At 68.1% G+C, this 24,478-nt stretch carries 19 protein-coding genes; 9 read left to right on the forward strand and 10 right to left on the reverse strand.

What is annotated here, in order from left to right:
- Positions 1-54 precede the first annotated feature (54 nt).
- The 4 genes from sodC (at position 55) to C5O79_RS09250 (ending at position 4,563) form a co-directional block, all read left to right on the forward strand.
- Positions 55-591 carry a superoxide dismutase [Cu-Zn] gene (sodC, locus tag C5O79_RS09235; RefSeq protein WP_046544642.1) on the forward strand — a complete coding sequence of 179 codons (537 nt, stop codon included), beginning with the start codon at positions 55-57 and terminating at the stop codon, positions 589-591.
- 196 nt (positions 592-787) lie between these two features.
- Positions 788-1,357: a dCTP deaminase gene (gene dcd, locus C5O79_RS09240; RefSeq protein ID WP_006398615.1), complete on the forward strand. Its 570-nt coding sequence runs from the start codon at positions 788-790 to the stop codon at positions 1,355-1,357.
- A gap of 81 nt (positions 1,358-1,438) precedes the next feature.
- A complete protein-coding gene (locus tag C5O79_RS09245; protein ID WP_046544643.1) occupies positions 1,439-3,718 on the forward strand; it encodes an arginine/lysine/ornithine decarboxylase in 2,280 nt (759 codons plus the stop codon).
- Positions 3,718-4,563 carry a lysozyme inhibitor LprI family protein gene (locus tag C5O79_RS09250; RefSeq protein ID WP_047852511.1) on the forward strand — a complete coding sequence of 282 codons (846 nt, stop codon included), beginning with the start codon at positions 3,718-3,720 and terminating at the stop codon, positions 4,561-4,563. The genes C5O79_RS09245 and C5O79_RS09250 overlap by 1 nt, the downstream gene beginning before the upstream one ends.
- Before the next feature lie 87 nt (positions 4,564-4,650).
- On the opposite strand, the gene C5O79_RS09255 is transcribed toward C5O79_RS09250, so the two are convergent.
- The 3 genes from C5O79_RS09255 to C5O79_RS09265 all read right to left on the reverse strand — a co-directional run bounded on the left by C5O79_RS09255 (position 4,651) and on the right by C5O79_RS09265 (position 7,785).
- Positions 4,651-5,334 (reverse strand): HAD family phosphatase, encoded by a 684-nt coding sequence (locus C5O79_RS09255; protein ID WP_122474575.1) that lies wholly within the window; start codon positions 5,332-5,334, stop codon positions 4,651-4,653.
- A 94-nt stretch (positions 5,335-5,428) separates the two neighbouring features.
- Positions 5,429-6,838, reverse strand: a complete 1,410-nt coding sequence (gene argH, locus C5O79_RS09260; RefSeq protein WP_046544646.1) for an argininosuccinate lyase — start codon at positions 6,836-6,838, stop codon at positions 5,429-5,431.
- A gap of 137 nt (positions 6,839-6,975) precedes the next feature.
- On the reverse strand, positions 6,976-7,785 hold the full coding sequence (locus tag C5O79_RS09265; protein WP_122474237.1) for a helix-turn-helix transcriptional regulator: 810 nt from the start codon (positions 7,783-7,785) through the stop codon (positions 6,976-6,978).
- Between the two features lie 214 nt (positions 7,786-7,999).
- On the opposite strand from C5O79_RS09265, the gene C5O79_RS09270 reads away from it, so the two are divergent.
- Positions 8,000-8,752 carry a class I SAM-dependent methyltransferase gene (locus tag C5O79_RS09270; protein ID WP_122474236.1) on the forward strand — a complete coding sequence of 251 codons (753 nt, stop codon included), beginning with the start codon at positions 8,000-8,002 and terminating at the stop codon, positions 8,750-8,752.
- A gap of 118 nt (positions 8,753-8,870) precedes the next feature.
- Here the strand turns inward: C5O79_RS09270 and ppc are convergent, their stop codons facing one another.
- A complete protein-coding gene (gene ppc / locus C5O79_RS09275) occupies positions 8,871-11,897 on the reverse strand; it encodes a phosphoenolpyruvate carboxylase (RefSeq protein WP_122474235.1) in 3,027 nt (1,008 codons plus the stop codon).
- A gap of 207 nt (positions 11,898-12,104) precedes the next feature.
- Between ppc and hemC the strand changes: the two genes are divergently transcribed.
- From hemC to C5O79_RS09295, 3 genes are read left to right on the forward strand one after another with little or no spacing between them, the layout of a single operon-like run.
- Complete coding sequence (gene hemC / locus C5O79_RS09285) at positions 12,105-13,109, forward strand: hydroxymethylbilane synthase (RefSeq protein WP_122474234.1); 1,005 nt, start codon at positions 12,105-12,107, stop codon at positions 13,107-13,109.
- A complete protein-coding gene (hemDX, locus tag C5O79_RS09290) occupies positions 13,109-15,079 on the forward strand; it encodes a fused uroporphyrinogen-III synthase HemD/membrane protein HemX (protein ID WP_122474233.1) in 1,971 nt (656 codons plus the stop codon). The genes hemC and hemDX overlap by 1 nt, the downstream gene beginning before the upstream one ends.
- Positions 15,080-15,081: 2 nt before the next feature.
- Positions 15,082-16,269, forward strand: coding sequence for a heme biosynthesis protein HemY (locus tag C5O79_RS09295; protein ID WP_046544651.1), 1,188 nt, complete (start codon positions 15,082-15,084; stop codon positions 16,267-16,269).
- Positions 16,270-16,379: 110 nt separating this feature from the next.
- Here C5O79_RS09295 and C5O79_RS09300 read toward each other — a convergent pair whose 3' ends face one another.
- The 3 genes from C5O79_RS09300 to C5O79_RS09310 all read right to left on the reverse strand — a co-directional run bounded on the left by C5O79_RS09300 (position 16,380) and on the right by C5O79_RS09310 (position 20,151).
- Positions 16,380-17,684 (reverse strand): MFS transporter, encoded by a 1,305-nt coding sequence (locus C5O79_RS09300; RefSeq protein WP_046544652.1) that lies wholly within the window; start codon positions 17,682-17,684, stop codon positions 16,380-16,382.
- Between the two features lie 176 nt (positions 17,685-17,860).
- Positions 17,861-18,619 (reverse strand): SDR family oxidoreductase, encoded by a 759-nt coding sequence (locus C5O79_RS09305; RefSeq protein ID WP_039368558.1) that lies wholly within the window; start codon positions 18,617-18,619, stop codon positions 17,861-17,863.
- Positions 18,620-18,711: 92 nt separating this feature from the next.
- Complete coding sequence (locus tag C5O79_RS09310; protein WP_046544653.1) at positions 18,712-20,151, reverse strand: aldehyde dehydrogenase family protein; 1,440 nt, start codon at positions 20,149-20,151, stop codon at positions 18,712-18,714.
- A 323-nt stretch (positions 20,152-20,474) separates the two neighbouring features.
- On the opposite strand from C5O79_RS09310, the gene ppa reads away from it, so the two are divergent.
- Positions 20,475-21,002 (forward strand): inorganic diphosphatase, encoded by a 528-nt coding sequence (gene ppa, locus C5O79_RS09320; RefSeq protein WP_011352863.1) that lies wholly within the window; start codon positions 20,475-20,477, stop codon positions 21,000-21,002.
- A 54-nt stretch (positions 21,003-21,056) separates the two neighbouring features.
- Here the strand turns inward: ppa and C5O79_RS09325 are convergent, their stop codons facing one another.
- The 3 genes from C5O79_RS09325 to C5O79_RS09335 form a co-directional block, all read right to left on the reverse strand.
- Positions 21,057-21,866 (reverse strand): GIY-YIG nuclease family protein, encoded by an 810-nt coding sequence (locus C5O79_RS09325; protein ID WP_122474232.1) that lies wholly within the window; start codon positions 21,864-21,866, stop codon positions 21,057-21,059.
- A gap of 49 nt (positions 21,867-21,915) precedes the next feature.
- Positions 21,916-22,950 carry an AraC family transcriptional regulator gene (locus C5O79_RS09330; protein ID WP_122474231.1) on the reverse strand — a complete coding sequence of 345 codons (1,035 nt, stop codon included), beginning with the start codon at positions 22,948-22,950 and terminating at the stop codon, positions 21,916-21,918.
- A 302-nt stretch (positions 22,951-23,252) separates the two neighbouring features.
- A complete protein-coding gene (locus C5O79_RS09335) occupies positions 23,253-24,431 on the reverse strand; it encodes a GNAT family N-acetyltransferase (protein ID WP_046544656.1) in 1,179 nt (392 codons plus the stop codon).
- Positions 24,432-24,478: the final 47 nt, after the last annotated feature.

Genomic DNA, 24,478 nt, shown 5'->3' on the forward strand with positions numbered 1-24,478 from the left:
ACCCGCCCGGCGCGGCCGTCGTCTCAAACGGCCGTCAGCCGGCATGAGGATCGAATGAAACAACGACATCACGGCGTGTACGCCGGCCGCGTGCGATGCGCGCTGCTGGCCGCCGCCGCGCTGGGCCTGCTGGCCGGCTGTACCTCCTTTTCCTCGTCGCACGAAAAACGGGCCGACGCGCAGCTGCAGCCGACGGTCGGTTCGCAGGCACGCGGCGCGGTGACGTTCGTCGAGCGTCCGGACGGCGTGCAGGTTACCTACAATCTTGCCGGGCTGCCGCCGAACAGCGATCACGCGTTGCAGGTACACGAACGCGGAGACTGCAACTCGGGCGACGGCTCGAGCGCCGGCCAAGTGTTCGCGCCGGCGGCCGACCGGCTGCGGGCGGGCGCCCGCGTCGCCGGCGATCTCGGCAACATCCACGCGGACGCGAATGGCGTCGCGGCCGGCTTCATCGTCGCCCCCGATCTGGCCCTCGATGGCTTGCGCTCGGCGATGAACCGCGCGGCGCTCGTGCATCGCGAGCCGAGCGATCCCGCGTTTCCGCAGCATGGCGCGGGGCCTGCGCTTGCCTGCGGCGTGATCCGTTGACGGCCGCCGCGTGCGCGGGCCGATGATCGCGTAAAATGTCGGCCTTTCCCCGGCCGCCGTCCTGAATGGCGGCCTTCGTTTCCCGTCACGCAGCGTTTCCAGGCGCCCCGAATATGCAACGACCCCAACGCTCACTTCGTTCGCTGTCCCCCGAGGGGACGGCCAGCCTCCTTGGGGCGGCCCGGCGGAGGCTGGCATGAGCATCAAGTCCGACAAATGGATTCGGCGCATGGCCGAAGAGCACAAGATGATCGAGCCGTTCGTGCCCGATCAGGTCCGCGCGTCCGAGGACGGCCGCCGGATCGTCAGCTACGGCACGTCGAGCTACGGCTACGACATCCGCTGCGCGGACGAATTCAAGATCTTCACGAACATCAACTCGACGATCGTCGATCCGAAGAACTTCGACGAGGGTTCGTTTGTCGATTTCAAGGGCGACGTGTGCATCATCCCGCCGAACTCGTTCGCGCTGGCCCGCACCGTCGAATATTTCCGCATCCCGCGGACCGTGCTGACCGTCTGCCTCGGCAAGTCGACCTATGCGCGCTGCGGGATCATCGTCAACGTGACGCCGTTCGAACCCGAGTGGGAAGGCTACGTCACGCTGGAATTCTCGAATACCACGCCGCTGCCCGCGAAGATCTACGCGAACGAAGGTGTCGCGCAGGTGCTGTTCTTCGAAAGCGACGAAGTGTGCGACGTGTCGTACGCCGATCGCGGCGGCAAGTATCAGGGTCAGCGCGGTGTCACGCTGCCGAAAACCTGATCTGGTTGCATAACGTCTCACCGGTTTCCGGGTGACCGCTGCGCGTGACGCGCCGCGGTCGTTCTTTTTGGAGAATCGCCCATGAAGTTTCGTTTCCCCGTCGTCATCATCGACGAAGATTTCCGCTCCGAGAACATCTCGGGCTCCGGCATCCGGGCGTTGGCCGAAGCGATCGAGAAGGAGGGCGTCGAAGTCCTCGGCCTCACGAGCTACGGCGATCTGACGTCGTTCGCGCAGCAGTCGAGCCGCGCGTCGTGCTTCATCCTGTCGATCGACGACGACGAACTCATGCTCGGCGAGACCGGCCAGGACGGCGAGCTGCCCGAACTCGCGACCGCGATCATCGAGCTGCGCGCGTTCGTCACCGAAGTGCGCCGCCGCAACGCGGACATCCCGATCTTCCTGTACGGCGAGACGCGCACGTCGCGCCACCTGCCGAACGACATCCTGCGCGAGCTGCACGGCTTCATCCACATGTTCGAGGACACGCCGGAGTTCGTCGCGCGCCACATCATCCGCGAGGCGAAGGTCTATCTCGACTCGCTCGCGCCGCCGTTCTTCAAGGAGCTCGTGAAGTACGCGGACGAAGGCTCGTACTCGTGGCACTGCCCGGGCCACTCGGGCGGCGTCGCGTTCCTGAAGAACCCGCTCGGCCAGATGTTCCACCAGTTCTTCGGCGAGAACATGCTGCGCGCGGACGTCTGCAACGCGGTGGACGAACTCGGCCAGCTGCTCGACCACACGGGCCCGGTCGCGGCGTCCGAGCGCAACGCGGCGCGCATCTTCAGCGCGGATCACCTGTTCTTCGTGACCAACGGCACGTCGACGTCGAACAAGATCGTCTGGCACGCGACGGTCGCCCCGGGCGACATCGTGCTGGTCGACCGCAACTGCCACAAGTCGATCCTGCACGCGATCACGATGACGGGCGCGATTCCCGTGTTCCTCACGCCGACGCGCAACCATTTCGGCATCATCGGGCCGATCCCGCGCGACGAATTCAAGCCGGAGAACATCCGCAAGAAGATCGAGGCGAATCCGTTCGCACGTGAAGCGATGCGCGAGAACCCGGACCTGAAGCCGCGCATCCTGACGATCACGCAGAGCACGTACGACGGCGTCGTCTACAACGTCGAGATGATCAAGGACCTGCTCGGCGACCTGCTCGACACGCTGCACTTCGACGAAGCATGGCTGCCGCATGCGACGTTCCACGACTTCTACCGCGACATGCACGCGATCGGCGACGGCCGTCCGCGCACCGGCGCGCTCGTGTTCGCGACGCACTCGACGCACAAGCTGCTCGCGGGCATCTCGCAGGCATCGCAGATCGTCGTGCAGGATTCGGAGAACCGCACGTTCGACAAGCACCGCTTCAACGAGGCGTACCTGATGCACACGTCGACGAGCCCGCAGTACGCGATCATCGCGTCGTGCGACGTCGCGGCCGCGATGATGGAGCCGCCAGGCGGCACCGCGCTCGTCGAGGAATCGATCGCCGAGGCGATCGACTTCCGCCGCGCGATGCGCAAGGTCGACGCCGAATACGGCGACGACTGGTTCTTCAGCGTATGGGGCCCGGACAACCTGTCGGAAGAGGGCATTGGCTCGCGCGAAGACTGGATGCTGAAGCCGAACGACCACTGGCACGGCTTCGGCCCGCTGGCGGAAGGTTTCAACATGCTCGACCCGATCAAGGCGACGATCATCACGCCGGGGCTCGACGTCGACGGCGAATTCGGCGAAACCGGCATTCCGGCCGCGATCGTCACGAAGTACCTTGCCGAGCACGGGATCATCGTCGAGAAGACCGGCCTGTACTCGTTCTTCATCATGTTCACGATCGGCATCACGAAGGGCCGCTGGAACTCGATGGTGACCGAGCTGCAGCAGTTCAAGGACGACTACGACAACAACCAGCCGCTGTGGCGCGTGCTGCCGGAATTCGTTGCGCAGCATCCGCGCTACGAGCGCGTCGGCCTGCGCGACCTGTGCACGCAGATCCACGACGTGTACCGCGCGAACGACATCGCCCGCCTGACGACCGAGATGTACCTGTCGGACATGGAACCGGCGATGAAGCCGTCGGACGCGTTCGCGAAGCTCGCGCACCGCAAGATCGACCGCGTGCCGCTCGACGAGCTCGAAGGCCGCGTGACGAGCATCCTGCTCACGCCGTACCCGCCGGGCATCCCGCTGCTGATCCCGGGCGAGCGCTTCAACAAGACGATCGTGAACTACCTGCGGTTCGCGCGCGACTTCAACGAGCGCTTCCCGGGCTTCCACACCGACATCCACGGCCTCGTCGCGGAAGAGGTGAACGGCCGCGTCGAGTACTTCGTCGACTGCGTGCGCGACTGATGGCGACGCACGGACGAACCCAGGCGATGCGTGCGGCGCTGGCCGCGCTCGTCGTCTGGGCGGCAGGATTGACGGGGCTCGCGGGCGCGGGTGTCGTCCACGCGGAAGTCGCGGCGGCCGACCCGATCGACGTCGCGATGCGGCAATGCCTCGCGCGGCGCGACCGGTCGTCGCCGGCCGGGCAGATCCAGTGCATGGGCGAAGCGCAGCAGCAGTGGCAGGCAGTGATGGATGGCGCGTACCAGCGCCTGTTGAAGGACGCGCCGGCCGATGCGAGGCGCGGCTGGCAGGACAGCCAGCGCCATTGGCTCACGTGGCGCAAGGATGAAGTGCATCTGCTGAAGGCCGTGTACGACACCACGCGCGGCACGTCGTACGCGATGTCGAGTGCCGATCTGCAACTGCAGCCCGTGCGCGATCGCGCGCTGGCGCTGCGCGCTGCGGCCGATCGCTATGCGCCGGCGCCGGCGCCCGCGGCCGTGCCGGTCGCGGCTACGAGCGGCGCGCAGGGCAGCGCGGGTGATGCCCCGAGCGCGGCCCAGGGTGCGGCCAAACCGAACGGCAAGCCTGCGAACGCGCCGCGCGATCCCGCCGTGCGCCGCGTGCGGCCGTGCGAACAGGACGCCGCGTGCGAACACGCGCTGTTCGACCTGAACCGCTATTACCAGAAGTTGCGCCGCAAGATGCCCGCGCATTCGGCCGCGACGCTCGTCCGCGCACAGCGCGCGTGGGTCGGGTTCCGCGATGCGACGGCGCCGCTCGTCGGCGAGGACGGCCGTGTCGACCTGATCGGTGCGCGCATCGCGACGATGAAGCGCCTGTCGGAAACGGCCGGCAACAAGTAAGCGCAATGGCGATGCCGAGGGTTCGGCGATACGGCAAAAAGCAAAACGGGCACCCAAGGTGCCCGTTTTTCATTTGGCGGCCGCGATTCAGGCGGGCCATTGCTCATCGAGCCCGCCGAACCACGACGGCACGAGCGCGACCGCATCGTCGAGCGACGCGAGCACGTGCAGGCTCAGCGCGATGATTTCGGGCGTCGGCGCCTTCAGGTCGGGCACGGTGACGACCGAGGCGCCCGCGCCGGCGGCCGATTGTGCGCCGAAGTCGCTGTCCTCGAACGCGACGCAGGCGTGGGCCGGCACGCCGAGGCGTTCGGCCGCGAGCCGGTAGACGGCCGGATCGGGCTTGCCGCGCGAGACTTCGTCGCCGCCGGCGATCGCGCGGAAGAACGGCAGCACGCCGACCGCGTCGAGCCGCGCGCGGATGACCTCGCACGCGGACGACGACGCGACCGCGCACGGAATGCCGGCTTGCGCGAGCGCGTCGAGCAGCGCGAACGCGCCGGGCTTCAGCGGAAACTTCGGATGCGGTTCGGGCGCCGCGAGCTGCTCGCGCACGCGGATGCGCACCGCGTCGAACGTATCGGGGTTGCCGATCAGCCGTGCCAGGATGACCTGGCCTTCGGCGAACGAGCGGCCGACGATCTGCAGGTAGTCGGTGGTGGTCAGCGTGACGCCGTGCGCATTCGACACGTCGATCCACGTGTTCATGATGGTCCGCTCGGAATCGACGAGCAGGCCGTCCATGTCGAAGAGCGCGGCGGAAAAGGTCATCGGCGGCATTCGGGAAGCAGGGAGGGCGATGGGCGGCGCGGCGGCCGCCCGAATGAAAAACGGACGCCGAAGGCGTCCGTCCGGAACAGCGGGCTTACTGGCCGAGCGCGGCGCGCGCAGCCTTGACCGCCGCACGCACCTGGTCGGGCGCGGTGCCGCCCGGGTGGTTGCGGCTCGCGACCGAGCCCTCGAGCGTCAGGTAGCCGAACACGTCTTCGCCGATCAGGTGCGCGACGTTCGGCAGTTCCTGCTTCATCTCGTCGAGCGTCAGGTCGGCCAGGTCGATGCCGCGGTCGTCGCAGATCTTCACGGCGTGCGCGACGGCTTCGTGCGCATCGCGGAACGGCAGGCCGCGCTTCACCAGGTAGTCGGCGAGGTCGGTGGCGGTCGAGAAGCCCTGCAGCGCGGCCGCACGCATCGCGTCCGGCTTCACGGTGATGCCGGCAACCATCTCGGCGAAGATCCGCAGCGTGTCGGCAACGGTATCGACCGTGTCGAACAGCGGTTCCTTGTCTTCCTGGTTGTCCTTGTTGTACGCGAGCGGCTGGCCCTTCATCAGCGTTAGCAGTGCCATCAGGTGGCCGTTCACGCGGCCCGTCTTGCCGCGCGCGAGCTCGGGCACGTCCGGGTTCTTCTTCTGCGGCATGATCGAGCTGCCGGTGCAGAAGCGATCGGCGATGTCGATGAAGCCGACGCGCGGGCTCATCCACAGCACGAGTTCTTCGGAGAAGCGCGACACGTGCGTCATCACGAGCGCGGAGGCGGCCGTGAATTCGATCGCGAAGTCGCGATCCGACACCGCGTCGAGCGAGTTCGCGCAGATGCCGTCGAAGCCGAGCGTCTTCGCCACGGCGTGACGATCGATCGGGTAGCTCGTGCCGGCGAGCGCGGCCGCGCCGAGCGGCAGGCGGTTCACGCGGGTGCGGCAGTCGCGCATCCGCTCCGCGTCGCGCGAGAACATCTCGACGTACGCGAGCAGGTGGTGGCCGAACGTGACGGGCTGCGCGACCTGCAGGTGCGTGAAGCCCGGCATGATCGTGTCGGCATTCTGTTCCGCGAGGTCGAGCAGCGCGCCGCGCAGGTCGTTCAGCAGGCCACCGATGCGGTCGATCTCGCCGCGCAGCCACAGGCGGATGTCGGTCGCGACCTGGTCGTTACGCGAGCGGCCCGTGTGCAGGCGCTTGCCGGCATCGCCGATCAGCGCGGTCAGGCGCGCCTCGATGTTCAGGTGGACGTCTTCCAGGTCGAGCTGCCATTCGAATTCGCCGCGCTCGATTTCACCCTTGATCTGCGCCATCCCGCGTTCGATCGCGGCCAGGTCGTCGGCGCTGATGATCTTCTGCGCGGCGAGCATGTTCGCGTGCGCGAGCGAGCCGGCGATGTCGACGAGCGCGAGGCGCTTGTCGAAAAATACCGACGACGTGTAGCGCTTGACCAGCTCGGACATCGGTTCCGAGAAGCGGGCCGACCAGGCCTCGCCCTTTTTGTGCAGTTGGGACGTCATGGCGATTCTTCGAAGGGGATGTTTGGGCGGCGTGCGCCGCCGAGGGAATCCCGCGATTCTAACATTCGCGGGCCTGCCCGCCGCGGCGCGCGGCCGTTCGGCGGCCTGCCGGACGTAGCCTGCGCAGGCCGGCCCGTTCAGTCGCGCACCAGCACGACCAGCTTCAGGTCCTCGCGATGCGCGGGCTTCAGCGTGATCTGCTGGTACACGAGGCGGCCGTCGGCCGGATGATCGAATTCGCGCAGGCCGCCTTCGCGTTCGAACACGTCCTGCGATGCCCAGTACTGCGCGAACGCGTCGCTGCCGGCGGTCAGCGCGTCGATCAGTGCACGCGTGGGCGCATCGGTCAGGTGGCGGATCGAATCGGCGCGGAATTCGGCCGCGAGCCGCCGCGCGCGGGTTTCCCAGTCGACGATCAGCGTGCGTGCCGTCGGCGACATGAACGTGAAGCGCAGCAGGTTGCGGTCGTGCTCGCCGTCGAGCCAGCCGGAAAAGAGCGCGGCGGCCGGCGCGTTCCATGCGAGTGCGTTCCATTGCCGGTCGAGCACGTACGCGGGCGTCGCGATTGCCGCGACGGTCGCGGCGAGCGTCGGCGGCAGGTCGCCGCCCGCGACGTCGGGTTCGGCCGGGTCGCGCTGCGCGGCCAGCTCGAACAGGTAGGCGCGCTCGGCTTTCGACAGTTGCAGCGCGACGGCGATCCGCGCGAGCGCGTCGGCGGATGCCGAAACCGGGCGGCCCTGTTCGATCCACGTGTACCAGGTCGGGCTGACGCCGCACAGCTGCGCGACTTCCTCGCGCCGCAGCCCCGGCGTGCGGCGGCGCGGGCCGGGCGGCAGGCCGACGGCCTGCGGCGACAGCCGCTCGCGGTGGGCGCGGATGAATTCGCCGAGCGCACGGGCGGGCGTGGCGTCGAGCGGTGGGACGGGAGCGGAGGACGGATGGTTCATGCGGAGACGGCGAAATGGAAACGGGGGCGCGGCAACGATCAGACGGGTGTATCGAATACCAGAATAACTGCTTAGCTTGTACTGGTACAAACGCAGGCCTATTGTAGCGGCTCGCGCGCTGCCAGGGCAGCGGGCGTCCCACAAAACGCGTGCATGGGGCCGGAGCAGATGCCGAGGCGTCTGTCGCACCGGCAACGGTACAAAGGAGCGAACGATGAAACACCACGACCAGGTCGCCGACGCATTCGGCACGACGGCCGCCGCCTATCTGACGAGCACGGTCCACGCGACGGGCGCCGATCTGCAGACGCTCGCGGACGCGGTGCGCGCAACGCCCGATGCCGCGGTGCTCGATCTCGGCTGTGGCGCCGGCCATGCAAGCTTCGCCGTCGCGCCGCACGTGCGCGACGTGGTCGCCTACGATCTCGCCGCGCAGATGCTCGCGACCGTCGACGCCGCCGCGCGCGAACGCGGGCTCGCGAACATCCGTACGCAGCAGGGGCCGGCCGAGCGACTGCCGTTCGAGACGGCGACGTTCGACTGGGTCGTGAGCCGGATGAGCGCGCACCACTGGCACGACATGCGCGCGGCGCTCGCCGAGGTGCGCCGCGTGCTGAAACCGGGCGGCCGCGTGTTGATGATCGATATCGCCGGCAACGACCATCCGCTTCTCGATACGTACCTGCAGGCCGCGGAAGTGCTGCGCGACGCGTCGCACGTGCGCGACTACCGGGCGGACGAATGGCTCGCGATGTTCCGCGAAGCCGGCTTCGACGCGCATGTGCACAGCCGCTGGCGGCTGCCGATCGATTTCGATACGTGGGTCGCGCGCATCCGCACGCCGGCCGACAGCGTCACCGGCGTCCGCGCGCTGTGGACACATGCGCCGGACGAGGTGCGCGGCTACTACGCGGTGCAGCCGGACGGTTCGTTCGAACACGACGCGTTGCTGATCGACGCGCACTGAGCGTGAGGTGCACCGGCACGGTTTCGCCGGCGCATGAAAAAAGCCGCGATACGCACCATCGCGTGTCGCGGCTTCTACGATGGCAGTCGGCGCGGAATCACACCGCGCCGCACGCGGATCAGCCCGTGTTGCGCAGGCCGGCCGCGATCCCGTTGATCGTCAGGTGAATCCCGCGGCGCAGCCGCGCGTTCGTGTCGCCCGCGCGGTGGCGCTTGATCAGCTCGACCTGCAGGTGGTTCAACGGATCGAGATACGGGAAGCGGTTCTTGATCGAGCGCGCGAGCAGCGGGTTGGTCGCGAGGCGGCCTTCGTGCCCGGTGATTTCCGCCAGCGCCTGCGACGTGCGCTCCCATTCCGCGACGATCCGCTCGAACACGTGCTTGCGCAGCTTGCGGTCGGAAACCAGCTGCGCGTAGCGCGACGCCACCGCGAGGTCGGTCTTCGCGAGCACCATGTCCATGTTCGACAGCAGGTTCGAGAAGAACGGCCAGGTCTTGTTCATCTTCTTCAGCAGCGCGACGCGCTTCGTGCGTTCGGCGTCGTCCTGCGCGCCGTCGAGATACGCACTCACTGCGCTGCCGAAGCCGTACCAGCCCGTCAGCAGCAGCCGGCACTGGCCCCACGAGAAGCCCCACGGAATCGCGCGCAGGTCCTCGATCTTGCGCTGCTTCGGATCCTGCAGCTTGCGCGAGGCCGGGCGGCTGCCGATGTTCAGCTCGGCGATCTCGGTGATCGGCGTCGACGAGAAGAAGTAGTCGGTGAAGCCCGGCGTTTCATAGACGAGCGCGCGGTACGCGGCCATCGCCGAGTCGGACAGCGTCTGCATCGCGGCCTCGAACGCGGGCAGTTGCGCGGGCGCGTTGTTCTGCGGCAGGAGCGTTGCTTCGAGCGTTGCGGCGACGACCGTCTCGAGGTTCCGGCGGCCGATCTCCGGGTTCGCGAACTTGCTCGCGATCACCTCGCCCTGTTCGGTCAGGCGGATCTGGCCGTTCACGGTGCCCGGCGGCTGCGACAGAATTGCCTGGTAGGTCGGGCCGCCGCCGCGGCCGACCGTGCCGCCGCGGCCGTGGAACAGGCGCAGCGTGATCTTGCGGTCGCGGAACAGGTCGACGAGCGCGAGTTCCGCGCGATACAGCTCCCAGTTCGACGTGAGGAAGCCGCCGTCCTTGTTGCTGTCCGAGTAGCCGAGCATCACTTCCTGCTCGGCGCCCTGGTGCGCGATCAGCGCGTCGATGCCCGGCAGTGCGAAGTACTCGCGCATGATGCGCGCGGCGTCGCGCAGGTCGGGAATCGTCTCGAACAGCGGGATCACCATCAGGCTGTTCTTCGCATCGCCGCCCGGGACGCCGATTGCGCCTTCGAGCAGGCCCGTCTCTTTCTGAAGCAGCAGCACCTCGACGAGGTCGCTGACGGTTTCCGTATGCGAAATGATGTAGTTGCGTACCGCACGTGCGCCGAATTGCGCGCGGACTTCGCGCGCCTTCTCGAACACGCCGAGCTCGCTCTGTGCGAGCGCCGAGTATTCGAAATACGGCGAGCGCAGCGGACGCGGGTCGGCCAGGGCGGCGAGCAGCACGCGCAGCTTGTCTTCCTCGGCGAGCGCCGCGTAGTCGGCCTCGACGCCTGCGCGGGCGAACAGTTCGGCAACCACGGCTTCGTGGATGTCGGAGCTCTGGCGCAGGTCGATGCTCGCGAGATGGAAGCCGAACACTTCGGCCGCGCGTACCAGAGGCGCGAGGCGCGGCGCGGCGAGCGACGTGCCGTGGTGTTCGTCAAGCGACGCGGTCAGCACCTTCAGGTCGGCGACGAACGCTTCGGAATCCGCGTACGGGACCGCGCGCACGGGCGGCGCGCCGCGGCCTGCGCTGCGCACCGGCACCGTGCCTTCGCCGAGACGCACGCGCGCGCTTGCGGCGAGGCGCGTGTAGATGCCGATCAGCGCGCGGCGATACGGCTCGTCGACGCGGTGCGGCGACTGGTCGGGCGAGGCTGCCGCGAGCGCCTTCACGGCGTCGTTTGCACCGACGAGCAGGTTCGACACCGACAGCTCGGCGCCGAGCTTGTGCACCTGTTCCAGGTAGTGCTCGAGGATCACCGCGGCCTGGCGGTTGATCGCTTCGTCGAGCGTCGGCGCGGTCACGTTCGGGTTGCCGTCGCGGTCGCCGCCGATCCAGCTGCCCATCTGGAAGAACGCGGGTACGCGCGCGGACAGGCCGTGCTCGGCGAGCGCGGCCTCGATGTCGCCGTACAGCGCGGGCAGTTCGTCGAGGAACGTCGCGCGGTAGTACGACAGCGCGTTCTCGATCTCGTCGCCGACCGTCAGGCGCGAGTCGCGCAGCATGCGGGTCTGCCACAGCGCGGTGACGCGCGCGCGCAGCATCGATTCGTTGTGCTGGCGCTCGCGGCTCGTCAGTTCCTGGTCGCGTTCGGCGAGCAGGCGCGCGATGTCGTGCTGGGCGTCGAGAATGCTCTTGCGCTGCACTTCGGTCGGGTGCGCGGTCAGCACCGGCACGATCAGCGCATCGTCGAAGAAGCGCTGCAGCAGGCGCTTCGACGCGTTGCCGGTCGTCTTCAACTGTTCGAGCGCGTACGCGACCGTGCCGGGCTGCGACGCCGAGCCGGCCAGCGCGTGGATGCGGCGGCGGCGGTTGTGGTGGCGGTCTTCCGCGATGTTCGCGAGGTGCGAGAAATAGCTGAACGCGCGCACGACGCTCACCGTCTGCTCCGGCGTCAGCTTGCGCAGCTTCTTCTCGAGTGTCTGCGCGGCTTCGCTGTCGTCCTCGCGGCGGAACTTGACCGCGGTCTGGCGAATCGTCTCGACGACGTCGAACACGGTGTCGCCTTCCTGCTCGCGCACCACGTCGCCGAGCAGGCGGCCGAGGAAGCGGATGTCGTCGAACAGCGGGCCGTCCTTGTCCTCGCGCGTGCGCGTGCCGGACTTCGGCGCGCCGGGCGTGCGGGCCGCGGTGCGGGCAGCCGGGCCGGCGGCTTTCGTCGTGCGTTTTGTCTGACGTATCGGGTCTTTCGGTTTCGTTGCCGTTTTCGCACGGCCGTTCGCGGCGGTGGCGACGATGTCCGTCGAGGCGTCGGGGGAGGACAGGGCAGCATTGCGGCGCGCCGTACGCGCCGATCCGGAAGACTTCACGATGGGTTTCCTTGGGAAAGCTCGAGTCAAAAGGAACTGCGGAAACTGCGAAACTGCGGTCAAGCAACCAGCTACGTGCGGCACATCCGCGCATCGGCGCCGCGACCCGCTCGGCGGCAGGCCGGGCGCAGGCTACGGGCCCGGGCGGGCAGGGGCGTGCGTGCTACCATTGTTCGATCCTCAATCCCGTCCTTCGATGTTCCAGCAATGAATTCCGAGACCCCTGCGGCCGGGCCGCAACAGGCACAGTCGCCCGCGACGTTGACGATTGCTTCGCGCGAGAGCCGCCTGGCGCTGTGGCAAGCCGAACATGTGCGTGATGCGCTGCGCAAATTATATCCAGCTTGTGACGTGAAAATCCTCGGGATGACGACGCGCGGCGACCAGATTCTCGACCGTACGCTGTCGAAGGTCGGCGGCAAGGGCCTGTTCGTGAAGGAGCTGGAGGCCGCGCTGGCCGACGGCCGTGCCGATCTCGCCGTGCATTCGCTGAAGGACGTGCCGATGGCGCTGCCCGACGGCTTCTCGCTCGCCGCGATCATGGAGCGCGAAGATCCTCGCGATGCATTCGTGTCGAACGACTACGCGTCGCTCGACGCGCTGCCGGCCGGCGCCGTGGTCGGCACGTCGAGCCTGCGCCGCGAGGCGATGCTGCGCTCGCGCTACCCGCACCTCGAAGTGCTGCCGCTGCGCGGCAATCTCGACACGCGCCTGTCGAAGCTCGATCGCGGCGACTACGCGGCGATCATCCTCGCGGCCGCCGGCCTGAAGCGCCTCGGCCTCGAAGCGCGGATCCGCGCGCTGCTCGACGTCGAGGCGAGCCCGCCCGCCGCGGGCCAGGGCGCGCTCGGCATCGAGATCGCATCGCACCGCAACGACGTCGCCGCATGGCTCGCGCCGCTGCACGACCCGCAGACCGCGCTCGCGGTCGAGGCCGAGCGGATGGTATCGCGTGCGCTCGGCGGCAGCTGCGAGGTGCCGCTCGCCGCGCACGCGGTGTGGCGCGCAGGCGAGCTGTACCTGACGGGCCGCGTGTCGACGACCGACGGCAAGCGCGTGCTGACGGCCGAGGAGTGCGGGGCCGTCGTGACCGTCGCCGATGCGCTCGCGCTCGGCCGCGCGGTGTCCGACGAGCTCGAGGCACAAGGCGCACTCGACATCGTCCAGGCGTTGCTCGCGGGCTCGTCGGCCGCCGGCAAGGGCGACGCCTGATGGCGGGCGGCGCGCGCACGTTCACCGCTGTCCTGACGCGCCCGGACGGCCAGTCCGGCGCGCTTGCGTCGCAACTGGCCGAGGCCGGCTGCGACGTACTTGAATTCCCGTTGATCGACATCGCACCGGTCGACGATCCGGCGCCGCTCGACGCGGCATTCGCGACGCTCGCCGACTACGCTCTGGTGATTTTCGTGTCGCCGAACGCGATCGACCGCGCGCTCGCACAGTACGGCGCGATCTGGCCGAACGCGCTGCCGGTCGGCGTGGTCGGGCCCGGCAGCGTCGCGGCGCTCGAGCGTCACGGCATCGCGGCGCCCGCGCATCGCGTGATCGCGCCGCAGGCGCCGGCCGACGGTGGCGTACCTCATTACGATTCGGAAAGCCTGTTCGCCTGTATCGAGGCCGAGTTCGGCGGCGCGCAGGCTCTGACGGGCAAGCGCGTGCTGATCGTGCGCGGCGACGGCGGGCGCGAATGGCTCGCCGAGCGATTGCGCGAGGCCGGCGCGGATGTCTCGCTCGTCGCCGCGTACCGGCGCGTCGTGCCCGAGCCGCGCGTCGGCGCGTGGGAGCGCGTGCATGCGCTGCTCCACGGCGAACCGCATGCGTGGCTCGTCACGAGTTCGGAGGGCGTGCGCAACCTGCACGAACTCGCGCGGGGGCATCTGAACGATGCCGAGATCGACGCACTGAAGCATGCGCGGCTCGTGACACCGCATCCGCGGATCGAGCAGACCGCGCGTTCATTGGGTTTTGATAGGATTACGCTGACCGGCGCGGGCGATGAGCGCATCGTCCGCGCGTTTCGAACGATGGCCGACGAGGCCGTCCAACCGGCGACAGCCGCACCGGTGACTAAACGCATGACAGATACCAACGATTCCAAAAGCGTCGCTTCCCAGCCGGCCGCTGCATCCGCACCGCCGTCCCGCCCCGCCTACATGGGCGCCGAACCGCCCGCGCGCCGCGGCGGCAGCGCGGTGCTGTGGTTCGTCGTCGTCGTGCTCGGCTGCGCGGCGGGTGTCGGCGGCTACGCGCTGAACCGCAAGATCGACCGGCTCGACGGCTCGTTCGTCGCGCGCCAGAAGGCACTCGACGCGCAAGCGGCTGAAACGCGCATGAAGACCGAGCAGGCGCTCGCCAGCACGCACCAGGTCGACACGCAGCTCGCGCAGCTCGACGGCAAGCTCGCCGACGCGCAGAGCGCACAGCAGGCGCTGCAGCAGCAATACCAGGACCTGTCGCGCAACCGCGATGCGTGGATGCTCGAGGAAGTCGACCAGATGCTGTCGAGCGCGAGCCAGCAGCTTCAACTGACCGGCAACACGCAGCTCGCGCTGATCGCGCTGCAGAATGCCGACGCGCGTCTCGCGACGTCGCAGAGCGCGCAGGCGGTCACGGTGCGCAAGGCGCTCGCGCTGGACATCGAGAAGCTGAAGGCCGCACCGGCGGCCGATCTCACGGGCCTCGCGATCAAGCTCGACGATGCGATCGCGAAGATCGACGCGCTCCCGCTGTCCGGCGAGGCGATCGTCCCGCACGAGGCGCCGAAGGCCGCGCCGGCCGACGCCGCATCGTCGGCCGTGGCCGGCGAGCCGCGCTGGAAGGTGTGGTGGCACGACTTCTCGGCCGGCCTCGGCCAGCAGTTGAAGGGGCTCGTGCAGGTACGCCGCATCGACAACGCGGACGCGATGCTCGCGTCGCCCGACCAGGGCTACTTCGTGCGCGAGAACGTGAAGCTGCGCTTGCTGACTGCCCGCCTGTCGCTGCTCGCGCGCAACGACAGCGCAATGAAGGCCGATCTGCACGCTGCGCAGGCGTCGCTCGGGAAGTATTTCGACCAGGCCTCGAAGGACACGCAGACCGTCGAGGATCTGCTCAAGCAGGTTGACGGTGCATCGCTGACGGTTGCGGTGCCGAACCTGAACACGAGCCTGAACGCCGTTCAGCAGTTCAAGAGCCGGGGGTAACGATGACGCTTCGAGGAATCGTCTGGCTCGCGGTCCTGTTCGCGATCGCCGCAGCGCTCGCCACTGTCGGCCGTTTCGACGCGGGGCAGGTACTGCTCGTCTATCCGCCGTACCGGATCGACGTGTCGCTGAACCTGTTCGTGATCGCCATCGTCGTGCTGTTCATCGTCGTGTATGCGCTGCTGCGCATCGTGCGCAACATCTGGCGCATGCCGCAGCGGGTCGCCGCGTATCGGGCGCGCTCGCGCAACGAGAAGGCGCAGGCATCGCTGCGCGACGCGATCGCGAACCTGTACGCGGGCCGCTTCTCGCGCGCGGAGAAGGCCGCGCGTGAAGCACTGTCGGTCGATGCGAACCAGGGCGCGGCGAGTCTCGTCGCGGCCACCGCCGCGCACCGGATGCACGAGTACACGCGCCGCGACGACTGGCTGTCGAAGGTCGACGCGCCCGAATGGCAGGACGCGCGGCTGCTCGCCGCGGCCGACATGCGCGCGGATGCACGCGACGCCGACGGTGCGCTTGCCGCGCTGGCCGACCTGCAGGCGGGCGGCAAGCGCATCCATGCGCAGCAGGTCGCGCTCCGTGCGCAGCAGCAGTTGAAGAACTGGGCCGAGGTGCTGAAGCTTGCGAAGGCGCTCGAGAAGCGCGAGGCGCTGCATCCGGCTGCGGCCGTGCGGCTGCGCCAGCAGGCCGCGGAAAACCTGCTGCGCGAACGCCGGCACGACCCGGACGCGCTGCTCGAAGTGTGGCAGTCGCTGTCGCCGGTCGAGCGCCAGTCGCCGCGTCTGGCCGATCTCGCCGCGGAGCTGCTCGTGCCGCTCGAGCGCCGCAACGAAGCGCGCCGCATCGTCGAGGACGCGCTCGCGCACAACTGGGATGCCCGCCTGCTGCGCCGTTACCCGGATACGGCCGGCGCCGATGCGCTGCCGCTGATCCAGAAGGCCGAAGGCTGGAAGAAGGATCACCCGGAAGATGCCGACCTGCTGTTCGCGCTCGGTCGCCTCTGCCAGCAGCAGCAACTGTGGGGCAAGGCGCAGTCGTTCCTCGAATCGGCGCTGAAGCTGGCCGACAACGAGGCGCTGAAGGTGCGTGCGCATCGCGCGCTCGCGCGGCTGTTCGAGCATCTCGGCGAAACCGACAAGGCCGCGAAGCATTACCGCGAAAGCGCGCTCGCGATCACCGTGGTCTGACGCGCTGCGGCGACTGCTTGCCGTGCGTAAAAATGCCCCGAACGTCGTCAGGCATTCGGGGCATTTTTTGTTCCATGTGCGGGGCGGCCGCACGCGGTCACGGCTGTGCGTTACTTGTCGACCAGCCGCTTCGGCACCGACAGCGCCAGCAGCCCGCCGAGCACGAGGAACCCGGCGAGCATGTACATGCCCGAATCGTTGGCGCCTGTCGCCTGCTTGAGCCAGCCCATCATGTACGGGCTGAGGAAGCCGGCGAGGTTGCCGATCGAGTTGATCATCGCGATACCGGCCGCGGCCGCCGTGCCGCCGAGGAACGCGGTCGGCAGGCTCCAGAACAGCGGCAGCGTCGTCAGGATGCCGATCGTCGCGAGCGTGAGGCCAAGCATCGCGAGCGCGGTCTGGTGCGCCCAGATCACCGACAGCACGAGCCCGAGCGCGCCGATCGCGGCCGGAATCGCGACGTGCCAGCGGCGTTCGCGGTGCCGGTCCGCGCTGCGCGCGATCAGGATCATCGCGACCACCGCGGCCGCATACGGAATCGCCGACAGCAGGCCGATCATGAACGTGTCGGTCACACCGGTGGCCTTGATGATGGTCGGCAGCCAGAAGCCGACGCCGTAGAGCCCCATCACGAACGAGAAGTAAATCAGCGCCATCAGCCACACGCGCGGGCTCGACATCACGGCGCCGAGCGGCGGGTCTTCCTTGGTGGCTTCTTCAGCATCGACGTTGCGCGTGAGCAGTGCCTTTTCGTCGTCGGTCAGCCAGTTCGCCTTCTCGATTCGCTCGTCCAGCTTGAGGAACACGACCACGCCGACCAGCACTGACGGGATACCCTCGAGCAGGAACAGCCATTGCCAGCCGTGCCATCCGCTGATGCCGTCGAACGCCTTCAGGATGAAGCCCGAGAGCGGCCCGCCGATCACGCCGGACAGTGCGACGGCCGTCATGAAGAACGTCGTCATCCGGCCGCGGCGGTGTGCGGGATACCAGTAGGTGAGATAGAGGATCACGCCGGGGAAGAAGCCCGCTTCGGCGACGCCGAGCAGGAAGCGCATCACGTAGAACATCGTGGGCGTGGTGACGAACATCGTCAGGATCGAGATCACGCCCCACGTGGCCATGATCCGCGCGATCCACACGCGTGCGCCGACCCGGTGCAGGATGATGTTGCTCGGCACTTCGAAGAGGAAATAGCCGAAGAAGAAGATCCCGGCGCCGAGCCCGTAGACGGTGTCGCTGAGGTTCAGGTCGCTCGCCATCTGCAGCTTCGCGAACCCGACGTTCACGCGGTCGAGATACGCGACGACGTAGCACAGCAGCAGGAGCGGCACGAGCCGCCACGACACCTTGCGGTAGGTTGCTTCCTCGAATGCGCCGGACGAGCCCGGCAGCGACTGCGTCGATGTTGCCATGTTGTCTCCTGTCGATCAAAGTTAGCGCTTTAGCGGTTACTTGGATCCCATGCACCGCTGTCCTTATAGTTGGCCGGGGAAGGCGCAGCGGCACCCGATCCGGTTTCGTGCGAAGCGTGCGTGGATGTCGTGCCGGCTGGTGGAAGCCGGCTCGGCACGCGAACAGCGCGATGCGGCTAGATGCAGCGTCCGCCGTCGACTTCGAGACAGACGCCCGTGATGAATTCAGCTTCGTCGGAGGCAAGATAAAGCGCGGCGTTCGCGATGTCCTGCGGCGTCGAGAAGCGGCCGAGCGGGATCGTCGCGAGGAACCGGCTGCGGTTCTCGGGGGTATCCTCGCAGCCCATGAATTCGGTCATCAGCGCCGTTTCGCCAAGGACGGGGTTGATGCAGTTCACGCGGATGCGGTCGGCGCCGAGTTCGGCCGCGAGCGACTTGCTTGCGGTGATCATCGCGCCCTTCGTGCTGTTGTACCAGACGAGGCCGGGCCGCGGCCGTACGCCGGCCGTCGACGCGACGTTCACGAACACGCCGCCGCCCTGTTCGCGGAAGTACGGCACGAAGGTCTGCACGCACCAGAACAGGCTTTTCATGTTGACCGCATACACGCGGTCGAATTCGGCTTCCGTTACGTCGAGCACCGGCTTGTTGCGGTGCGTGGTGCCTGCGTTGTTCACGACGATCTGCACCGCATGGAAATCGTCGAGCGAGGCCTGCAGCAGTGCGTGCCAGTCGTCCTGCTTCGACACGTCGCCGGCCACCGCGATGGCCTTGCCGCCCGCGAGCGCGATCTCGCTCGCGACGCGCTCGGCTGCCGCCCCGTTCAGGTCGTTGACGACGACGTTCGCGCCTTCGCGCGCATACGTCTTCGCGATGCCTTCGCCGAACCCCGAGCCGCCGCCCGTGACGATTGCCGTCTTGCCGCTCAACCGCATGGTGTGTCTCCTGTGCTGGATATGAGTGTCGTCGTGCTTCGGCACGCGGCCGGACGCTGCCGGCCGTGTGCCAGGTGCTGCTTGCGGCGCGGTCAGCCGTGCCGGATCGCGATCGTTTTCAGTGCGGTGAAGCCGTACAGTGCCTCGAAGCCTTTCTCGCGGCCATGCCCCGAGTGGCCGACACCGCCGAACGGCAGTTCGACGCCTCCGCCCGCGCCATAGTTGTTGATGAACACCTGGCCCGCCCGCAGGCGCCGTGCGAGCCGCATCTGGCGTGCGCCGTCACGCGTCCAGATGCCCGCGACGAGGCCGTACGGTGTGCCGTTCGCCAGCGCGACGGCTTCGTCCTCGTCGACGAAACGCATCGCGGCGAGCACGGGGCCGAACACTTCCTCCTGCGCGAGCCGGTGCGACGGCGGCACGTCGCGCAACAGCGCGGGCGCCTGGTAGAAGCCGCTTTCGGGCGCGTCGGCGACGACCTGCCCGTGCGCGGCCATCGGAATGCCGTCGTGCTGTGCGTCGGACAGGAAATCCCACACGCGCTGCTGCTGCTTCGCGTTGATCAGCGGGCCGCAGTCGAGGTCGGCGCGGCTCGGGCCGACGCGCAGCTCGTTGAACGCGGTGGCGAGGCGCTCGACGAGCGGCTCGTATACCGCGCGCTCGATCAGCACGCGGCTGCCGGCCGAGCAGGTCTGCCCGCCGTTCTGCACGATCGCGGACACGAGCACGGGCAGCGCCGCTTCGAGATCGGCGTCGGCGAACACGATCTGCGGCGACTTGCCGCCGAGTTCGAGCGTGACGGGGACGTGGTTCTCGGCCGCCATCTGCGTGACCAGCTTGCCGGTGGCCGGCGAACCCGTGAACGAGATGTGGTCGATGCCGGGGTGGCGTGCGAGCGCGGCGCCGGCTTCATGGCCGTAGCCGGTGACGATGTTGAGCGCACCGGCCGGCAACCCGGCCTCGACGGCCAGCTCGGCGACGCGCAGCAACGACAGGCACGCATCCTCGGCCGGCTTGACGACACAGGCGTTGCCGGCCGCGAGCGCGGCGCCGACGCTGCGCCCGAAGATCTGCATCGGGTAGTTCCACGGCACGATGTGGCCCGTGACGCCGTGCGGCTCGCGCACCGTCAGCACCGTGTAGCCGGCTTGATAGGGGAGGGTTTCGCCGTGCAGCTTGTCGGCGGCGCCTGCATAGAACTCGAAGTAGCGCGCGAGCGCGGCTGCGTCGGCGCGTGCCTGTTTCAGCGGCTTGCCGGTATCGCGCGCTTCGATCGCGGCGAGCTCCTCGATCGAGGCGGCGACACGCGCTGACAGGCGCATCAGCACGCGGCCGCGCTCGGCGGCGCTGGCGGCGCCCCACGGGCCCGCGAATGCGTCGCGGGCCGCGGCGACTGCGCGCTCGATGTCGGGCGCCGTGCCGCGGGCGATCGATGCGAATGGCTGGCCGTCGGATGGATCGACGACCGCGATGGTTTCCAGTTGCGCGGGCAACGTCCATTCGCCCGCGATGAAGTGCTTCGCCTCTTCCATGCCAGCTCCTGTCGACCCGAGTTAGCGCTTTAGCGCTTACTCGGGTCCCATGCTTCGCGGTCGACCCGAGTTGGCGCTTCAGCGCTCACCCGGGCCCCATGTTTTGCGGTCGGCCGGCGACAGCGCGTCAACCGCCGACACCGATTCCATGTAACGCGGCCGGTGGTTCGACGGCCGGGCATCCGGAACGATTATCGGCCGATCGTCATCCAGACGCCACCGGTCGATTGGCTATAATGGCGCATTCCCTTGCGGGACGCCTGCGGCGATGCATCGGCCGCGGCGCCCTGTCCCGAATTCCCATCGACCTACAGAGAGTGCTCATGAGCTTCAATCATGTTCCGGCCGGCAAGGACCTGCCGCAAGATTTCAACGTGATCATCGAGATTCCCGCGCAAAGCGATCCGGTGAAGTACGAGGCGGACAAGGAACTGGGCCTTCTCGTCGTCGACCGCTTCATCGGCACGGGCATGCGCTATCCGGTGAACTACGGCTACATCCCGCAGACGCTGTCGGGCGACGGCGATCCGGTCGACGTGCTCGTGATCACGCCGTTCCCGCTGCTGGCAGGCTCGATCGTGCGCTCGCGCGTGCTCGGCATGCTTCAGATGACCGACGAGTCGGGTGTCGACGCGAAGCTGGTCGCCGTGCCGCACGACAAGGTCTGCCCGATGACGGCAAACCTGAAGTCGATCGACGACGTGCCCGAGTACCTGAAGGACCAGATCAAGCACTTCTTCGAGCAGTACAAGGCGCTCGAGAAGGGCAAGTGGGTGAAGGTCGAAGGCTGGGCAGGCATCGAAGCCGCGCACAAGGAAATCACCGACGGCGCAGCGAACTACAAGAAGTAAGCGGCGTACCGGCCGACGGCCGGTTCGTGCGAAACGCAAACCGCGCGTGTCTCCTCAGGAGGCCGCGCGGTTTTGTTTTGTGCGTTGGGGGCGCTTGCGTACGGCGGCGGGTACGGCCGCGGGCGACGTGGCGGTGATCGGCGCGTCCTTCGTGCGCTTCGCGCGGCGAGGGGCGGCGGGAGCCGCAGGCGCTTCGGCGGCCTGGGTAGCAGGCGGGCGTCGGCGCGCCGATGCGGGCGTCGTGTTTTCGCGTCCGTTCGTAACGGGTTTGCCGCTGGTTGCCCGAGCGTTTCCTTTCGACGAAGCGGGCGCGGCTGGTTTGTCCTTTTTTAGCGGTGTGTCGAGCGACGAAGTCTTTCTTGCGACCGCATCGCTGTCGGGCTTCTTGCGCGTTGCGACCGGGGCAGCTTTTGTCGCCTTGGGAGACTTGGCGGCTTTTGCAGGCTTGTCGACCTTTTCGGCTTTCCCGGCCTTCTTCGGGTTTTTGCCCGTCTCGACCGTCTTCTCCGCGCTATCGACGCTCTTCGCCTTCTTCCGCCCGCGCGCACCGGCCTTCAACCCGGCCACATCTCCACTCGTATCGACGGCCGCCACGGCCGGCAGCACCGACTCCAGCGTCCGCAACCCGGCCGCCAGTTCCCGCTTCTGCACCGCCGTGAGCCGCTTCACCCAGTACTCGGCGCGCGACGCGCTCGACCGGTCGGGCAGCGGAAACGACGCGAGCACCGCACGGGGCTTGCGCGAGCGTGTATAGCGCGCGCCCTTGCCGGATGCGTGCTCGTCGAAGCGCGCGGCAACGTCGGTCGTGATGCCCGTATAGACGCTGTCGTCGGCGCATTCGATCAGATACAGAAACCAGGACATGGCAGGGCGGCAGGATGCGAAGCCGCCAGTGTCTCAGAAAAAGCGCCCGTCAACGCCAGCGCTCGGCGTGCCCGTCGCGGAAGCGGCTCGGCGCCGCGCCGAGTTCGCGCGTGAAGAAGCGCGTGAACGCGCTCGTCGAACGGAAGCCGACCCGCGCGCCGATTTCGCCGATCGGCAGTTGCGTATTCAGCAGCAGGTCGCGTGCTTCACCGAGCCGCGCCTGCGCGACGAGCGCGTGAAACCCGACCGCTTCGCGATGCAGCCGCCGGCGCAGCGTCCAGCGCGACATCGCAAAGCGCGCGCAGACGTGTTCCATCAGCGTGTCGGACGGCACGTCGGCGTCGTCGGACGTGCGCAGCCAGTCGCGCACGCATTGCTCGACCGACGCGCCGAACGTCGAGCGGGCGCGCACGCGCTCGCGCGCGGCGTCGGCCGCGTGACGCTGGATGTCCGCGAGCGGCGCGTTGTAGCGCTCGAACGGCGTGTCGAAGCGCGCTGAGCGCAGCACGACACGGTTGCATGCGGCATCGAACGACACCGTCGCGCCGAGGAGGTCGCGCAACGCGGCCGTCGGCGCGAATGCGCGGCCCGCGAACGCGGCTTCGTCGATCCGCACGTGCGGATCGTACAGGCGCGCAAGCGCGACGAGGATCGCGAAATTCGCGAACGCGCTGCTGGCGGGCCGGCCGTCACCCTCGTTCACGTACTCGAGTGCGATCGCGCTGCCCGCGTCATGCGCGAAAAGCCAGTCGACGTTGCCGATCAGTTCGCGGTAGCGCAGGTAGCCGTGCAGCGCGTCGCGCAGCGTCGCGGCGTTGCAGATGATGCCCGCGAGCTCCGGGAACGGTGCGAGCCACGGCACGACCTGCGGCGGCGGCCGATGCCAGGACAATGGCCACTCGCTCATCAGCCGCATGGCGGCGACGTGCCGATCGCCGGGGATGCGCCGTGCATCGTCGGCGAGATCGGCCGCGCCGATGCCGAGCGTCTCATACAGCGGCGCGACGTCGAAGCCGTTGCGGCGCATGTCGTCGAGCGCCTGTCGGTAGAGCCGGACGGATACCGATTTCTGTCGTAACTCCATGTCTCTCTCCATGACCTTCGGGTTGCCCCCGCTGCGAGAGGTCAGGTATGGCTCCTGCCGGTCAAGCATGGTGACCGGTCGATTTTTTTAAACTGGGACGCTGGAGTGTGGTGACAAGTACAACAGATCGATTCAGGCGGATCAATGAAAACTTCGCTGTTCCGGCGTTCGTCGATTGCGTCCGCGTGGGCGATCAACGCGTTGCCGACGACGGTGACGCTCGCCGCGCACCGAGCCGAAGGGGGATGCGGCATGCAGCGAAGCCGGCCGCGACTTCATCGCATGCCGGACCCTTGATGACGTTACTCGTGGCCGCGCCGGAACGGATCGTGTTCGCGCAGTTCGTCGACGTACGCGTGGATATGCTCGGTCTCTCGTTCGAGAAAGCGCGCGACTGCGTCCGAGAACGCCGGGTGCGCGAGCCAGTGCGCGGAGTGCGTGACGGTCGGCAGGAAGCCGCGCGCGAGCTTGTGTTCGCCTTGTGCGCCGCCTTCGAACGTATCGAGCCCGGCCTCGATGCAGAATTCGAGCAACTGGTAGTAGGCCGTTTCGAAATGCAGGCAGGGCACGTGTTCGAGCGCGCCCCAATAGCGGCCATACAGCGTGCCGCCGCCGTTTTCGCCGCGCCGGTAGACGGCGAGCGCACTCGCGATCGGTTGGCCGTCGGCTTCCGCGATCACGAGCAGCAGGTTCTCGGGCATCGTCGCGCCGATCGTTCGGAAGAAGTCGAGGTTCAGGTACGGGCTCGAATAGTGTTCGCGATAGGTCTGCCGGTAGCAGCGCGAGAAGAAACGCCAGTCGGCGTCGGTGATCCGGTCGCCGGTGAGCCGCCGGAACGTCACGCCCGCGTCATGCACCTTGCGCCGCTCGGCACGGATGTTCTTGCGCTTCTTCTGTTCGAGCGTGCCGAGGAAATCGTCGAAGTGGCGGTAGCCGTCGTTGATCCAGTGGAACTGCACACCTTCGCGCAGCATCATCCCCATCGATTCGAGGAGCGCCGCTTCGTCGGCGGTCGGGAACAGCACGTGCAACGACGACACGTCGCTCTGCTCGGCGAACGCGAGCAGCGTGGCCGCGAGCCGGCGGCGCGCATCGTCGTCGGCCGCGAGCAGGCGGGTGCCCTGCACGGGCGTGAACGGCACCGCGCACAGCAGCTTCGGGTAGTAGGGCAGGTCGTTGCGCTGGTACGCGTCGGCCCAGGCCCAGTCGAACACGTATTCGCCGTACGAATGCTGTTTCGCATAGACGGGCGCGGCGGCCGCGAGGCGGCCGGTGCGTTCGTCGGTCAGCGTGACGAAGTGCGGCGACCAGCCGGTATCGTCGACCGCGCAGCGCGCGACGTGCAGCGCGTCGAGGAATTCGTGGCGCAGAAAGGGTGTCGGCTGCGCGTCGCGGGCGAGCAGCGCGTTCCATTCGTCGGCCGGCACTTCCGCTGGGGACGACAGGATGCCCGTGCGATAATCGATGCGTTCGTGTTTCAAGCGTGAATCCGTACCGTTCTGTGTCGCCGGATGCGCGGGCCTGCGCG

This window comes from Burkholderia sp. SRS-25, from assembly GCF_004343765.1.
Taxonomy (GTDB): Bacteria; Pseudomonadota; Gammaproteobacteria; order Burkholderiales; family Burkholderiaceae; genus Burkholderia; species Burkholderia contaminans.

Excerpts from the sequence above, each read along its gene's own strand:
- C5O79_RS09250 (WP_047852511.1), top strand. The coding sequence starts at position 3,718 with ATGGCGACGCACGGACGAACCCAGGCGATGCGTGCGGCGCTGGCCGCG.
- argH (WP_046544646.1), bottom strand. The coding sequence starts at position 6,838 with ATGACGTCCCAACTGCACAAAAAGGGCGAGGCCTGGTCGGCCCGCTTC.
- C5O79_RS09310 (WP_046544653.1), bottom strand. The coding sequence starts at position 20,151 with ATGGAAGAGGCGAAGCACTTCATCGCGGGCGAATGGACGTTGCCCGCG.
- ppa (WP_011352863.1), top strand. The coding sequence starts at position 20,475 with ATGAGCTTCAATCATGTTCCGGCCGGCAAGGACCTGCCGCAAGATTTC.
- hemC (WP_122474234.1), top strand. The coding sequence starts at position 12,105 with ATGAATTCCGAGACCCCTGCGGCCGGGCCGCAACAGGCACAGTCGCCC.
- C5O79_RS09300 (WP_046544652.1), bottom strand. The coding sequence starts at position 17,684 with ATGGCAACATCGACGCAGTCGCTGCCGGGCTCGTCCGGCGCATTCGAG.
- C5O79_RS09295 (WP_046544651.1), top strand. The coding sequence starts at position 15,082 with ATGACGCTTCGAGGAATCGTCTGGCTCGCGGTCCTGTTCGCGATCGCC.
- C5O79_RS09255 (WP_122474575.1), bottom strand. The coding sequence starts at position 5,334 with ATGACCTTTTCCGCCGCGCTCTTCGACATGGACGGCCTGCTCGTCGAT.
- C5O79_RS09270 (WP_122474236.1), top strand. The coding sequence starts at position 8,000 with ATGAAACACCACGACCAGGTCGCCGACGCATTCGGCACGACGGCCGCC.
- C5O79_RS09265 (WP_122474237.1), bottom strand. The coding sequence starts at position 7,785 with ATGAACCATCCGTCCTCCGCTCCCGTCCCACCGCTCGACGCCACGCCC.
- hemDX (WP_122474233.1), top strand. The coding sequence starts at position 13,109 with ATGGCGGGCGGCGCGCGCACGTTCACCGCTGTCCTGACGCGCCCGGAC.
- C5O79_RS09325 (WP_122474232.1), bottom strand. The coding sequence starts at position 21,866 with ATGTCCTGGTTTCTGTATCTGATCGAATGCGCCGACGACAGCGTCTAT.
- C5O79_RS09305 (WP_039368558.1), bottom strand. The coding sequence starts at position 18,619 with ATGCGGTTGAGCGGCAAGACGGCAATCGTCACGGGCGGCGGCTCGGGG.
- C5O79_RS09245 (WP_046544643.1), top strand. The coding sequence starts at position 1,439 with ATGAAGTTTCGTTTCCCCGTCGTCATCATCGACGAAGATTTCCGCTCC.
- sodC (WP_046544642.1), top strand. The coding sequence starts at position 55 with ATGAAACAACGACATCACGGCGTGTACGCCGGCCGCGTGCGATGCGCG.
- dcd (WP_006398615.1), top strand. The coding sequence starts at position 788 with ATGAGCATCAAGTCCGACAAATGGATTCGGCGCATGGCCGAAGAGCAC.
- C5O79_RS09330 (WP_122474231.1), bottom strand. The coding sequence starts at position 22,950 with ATGGAGTTACGACAGAAATCGGTATCCGTCCGGCTCTACCGACAGGCG.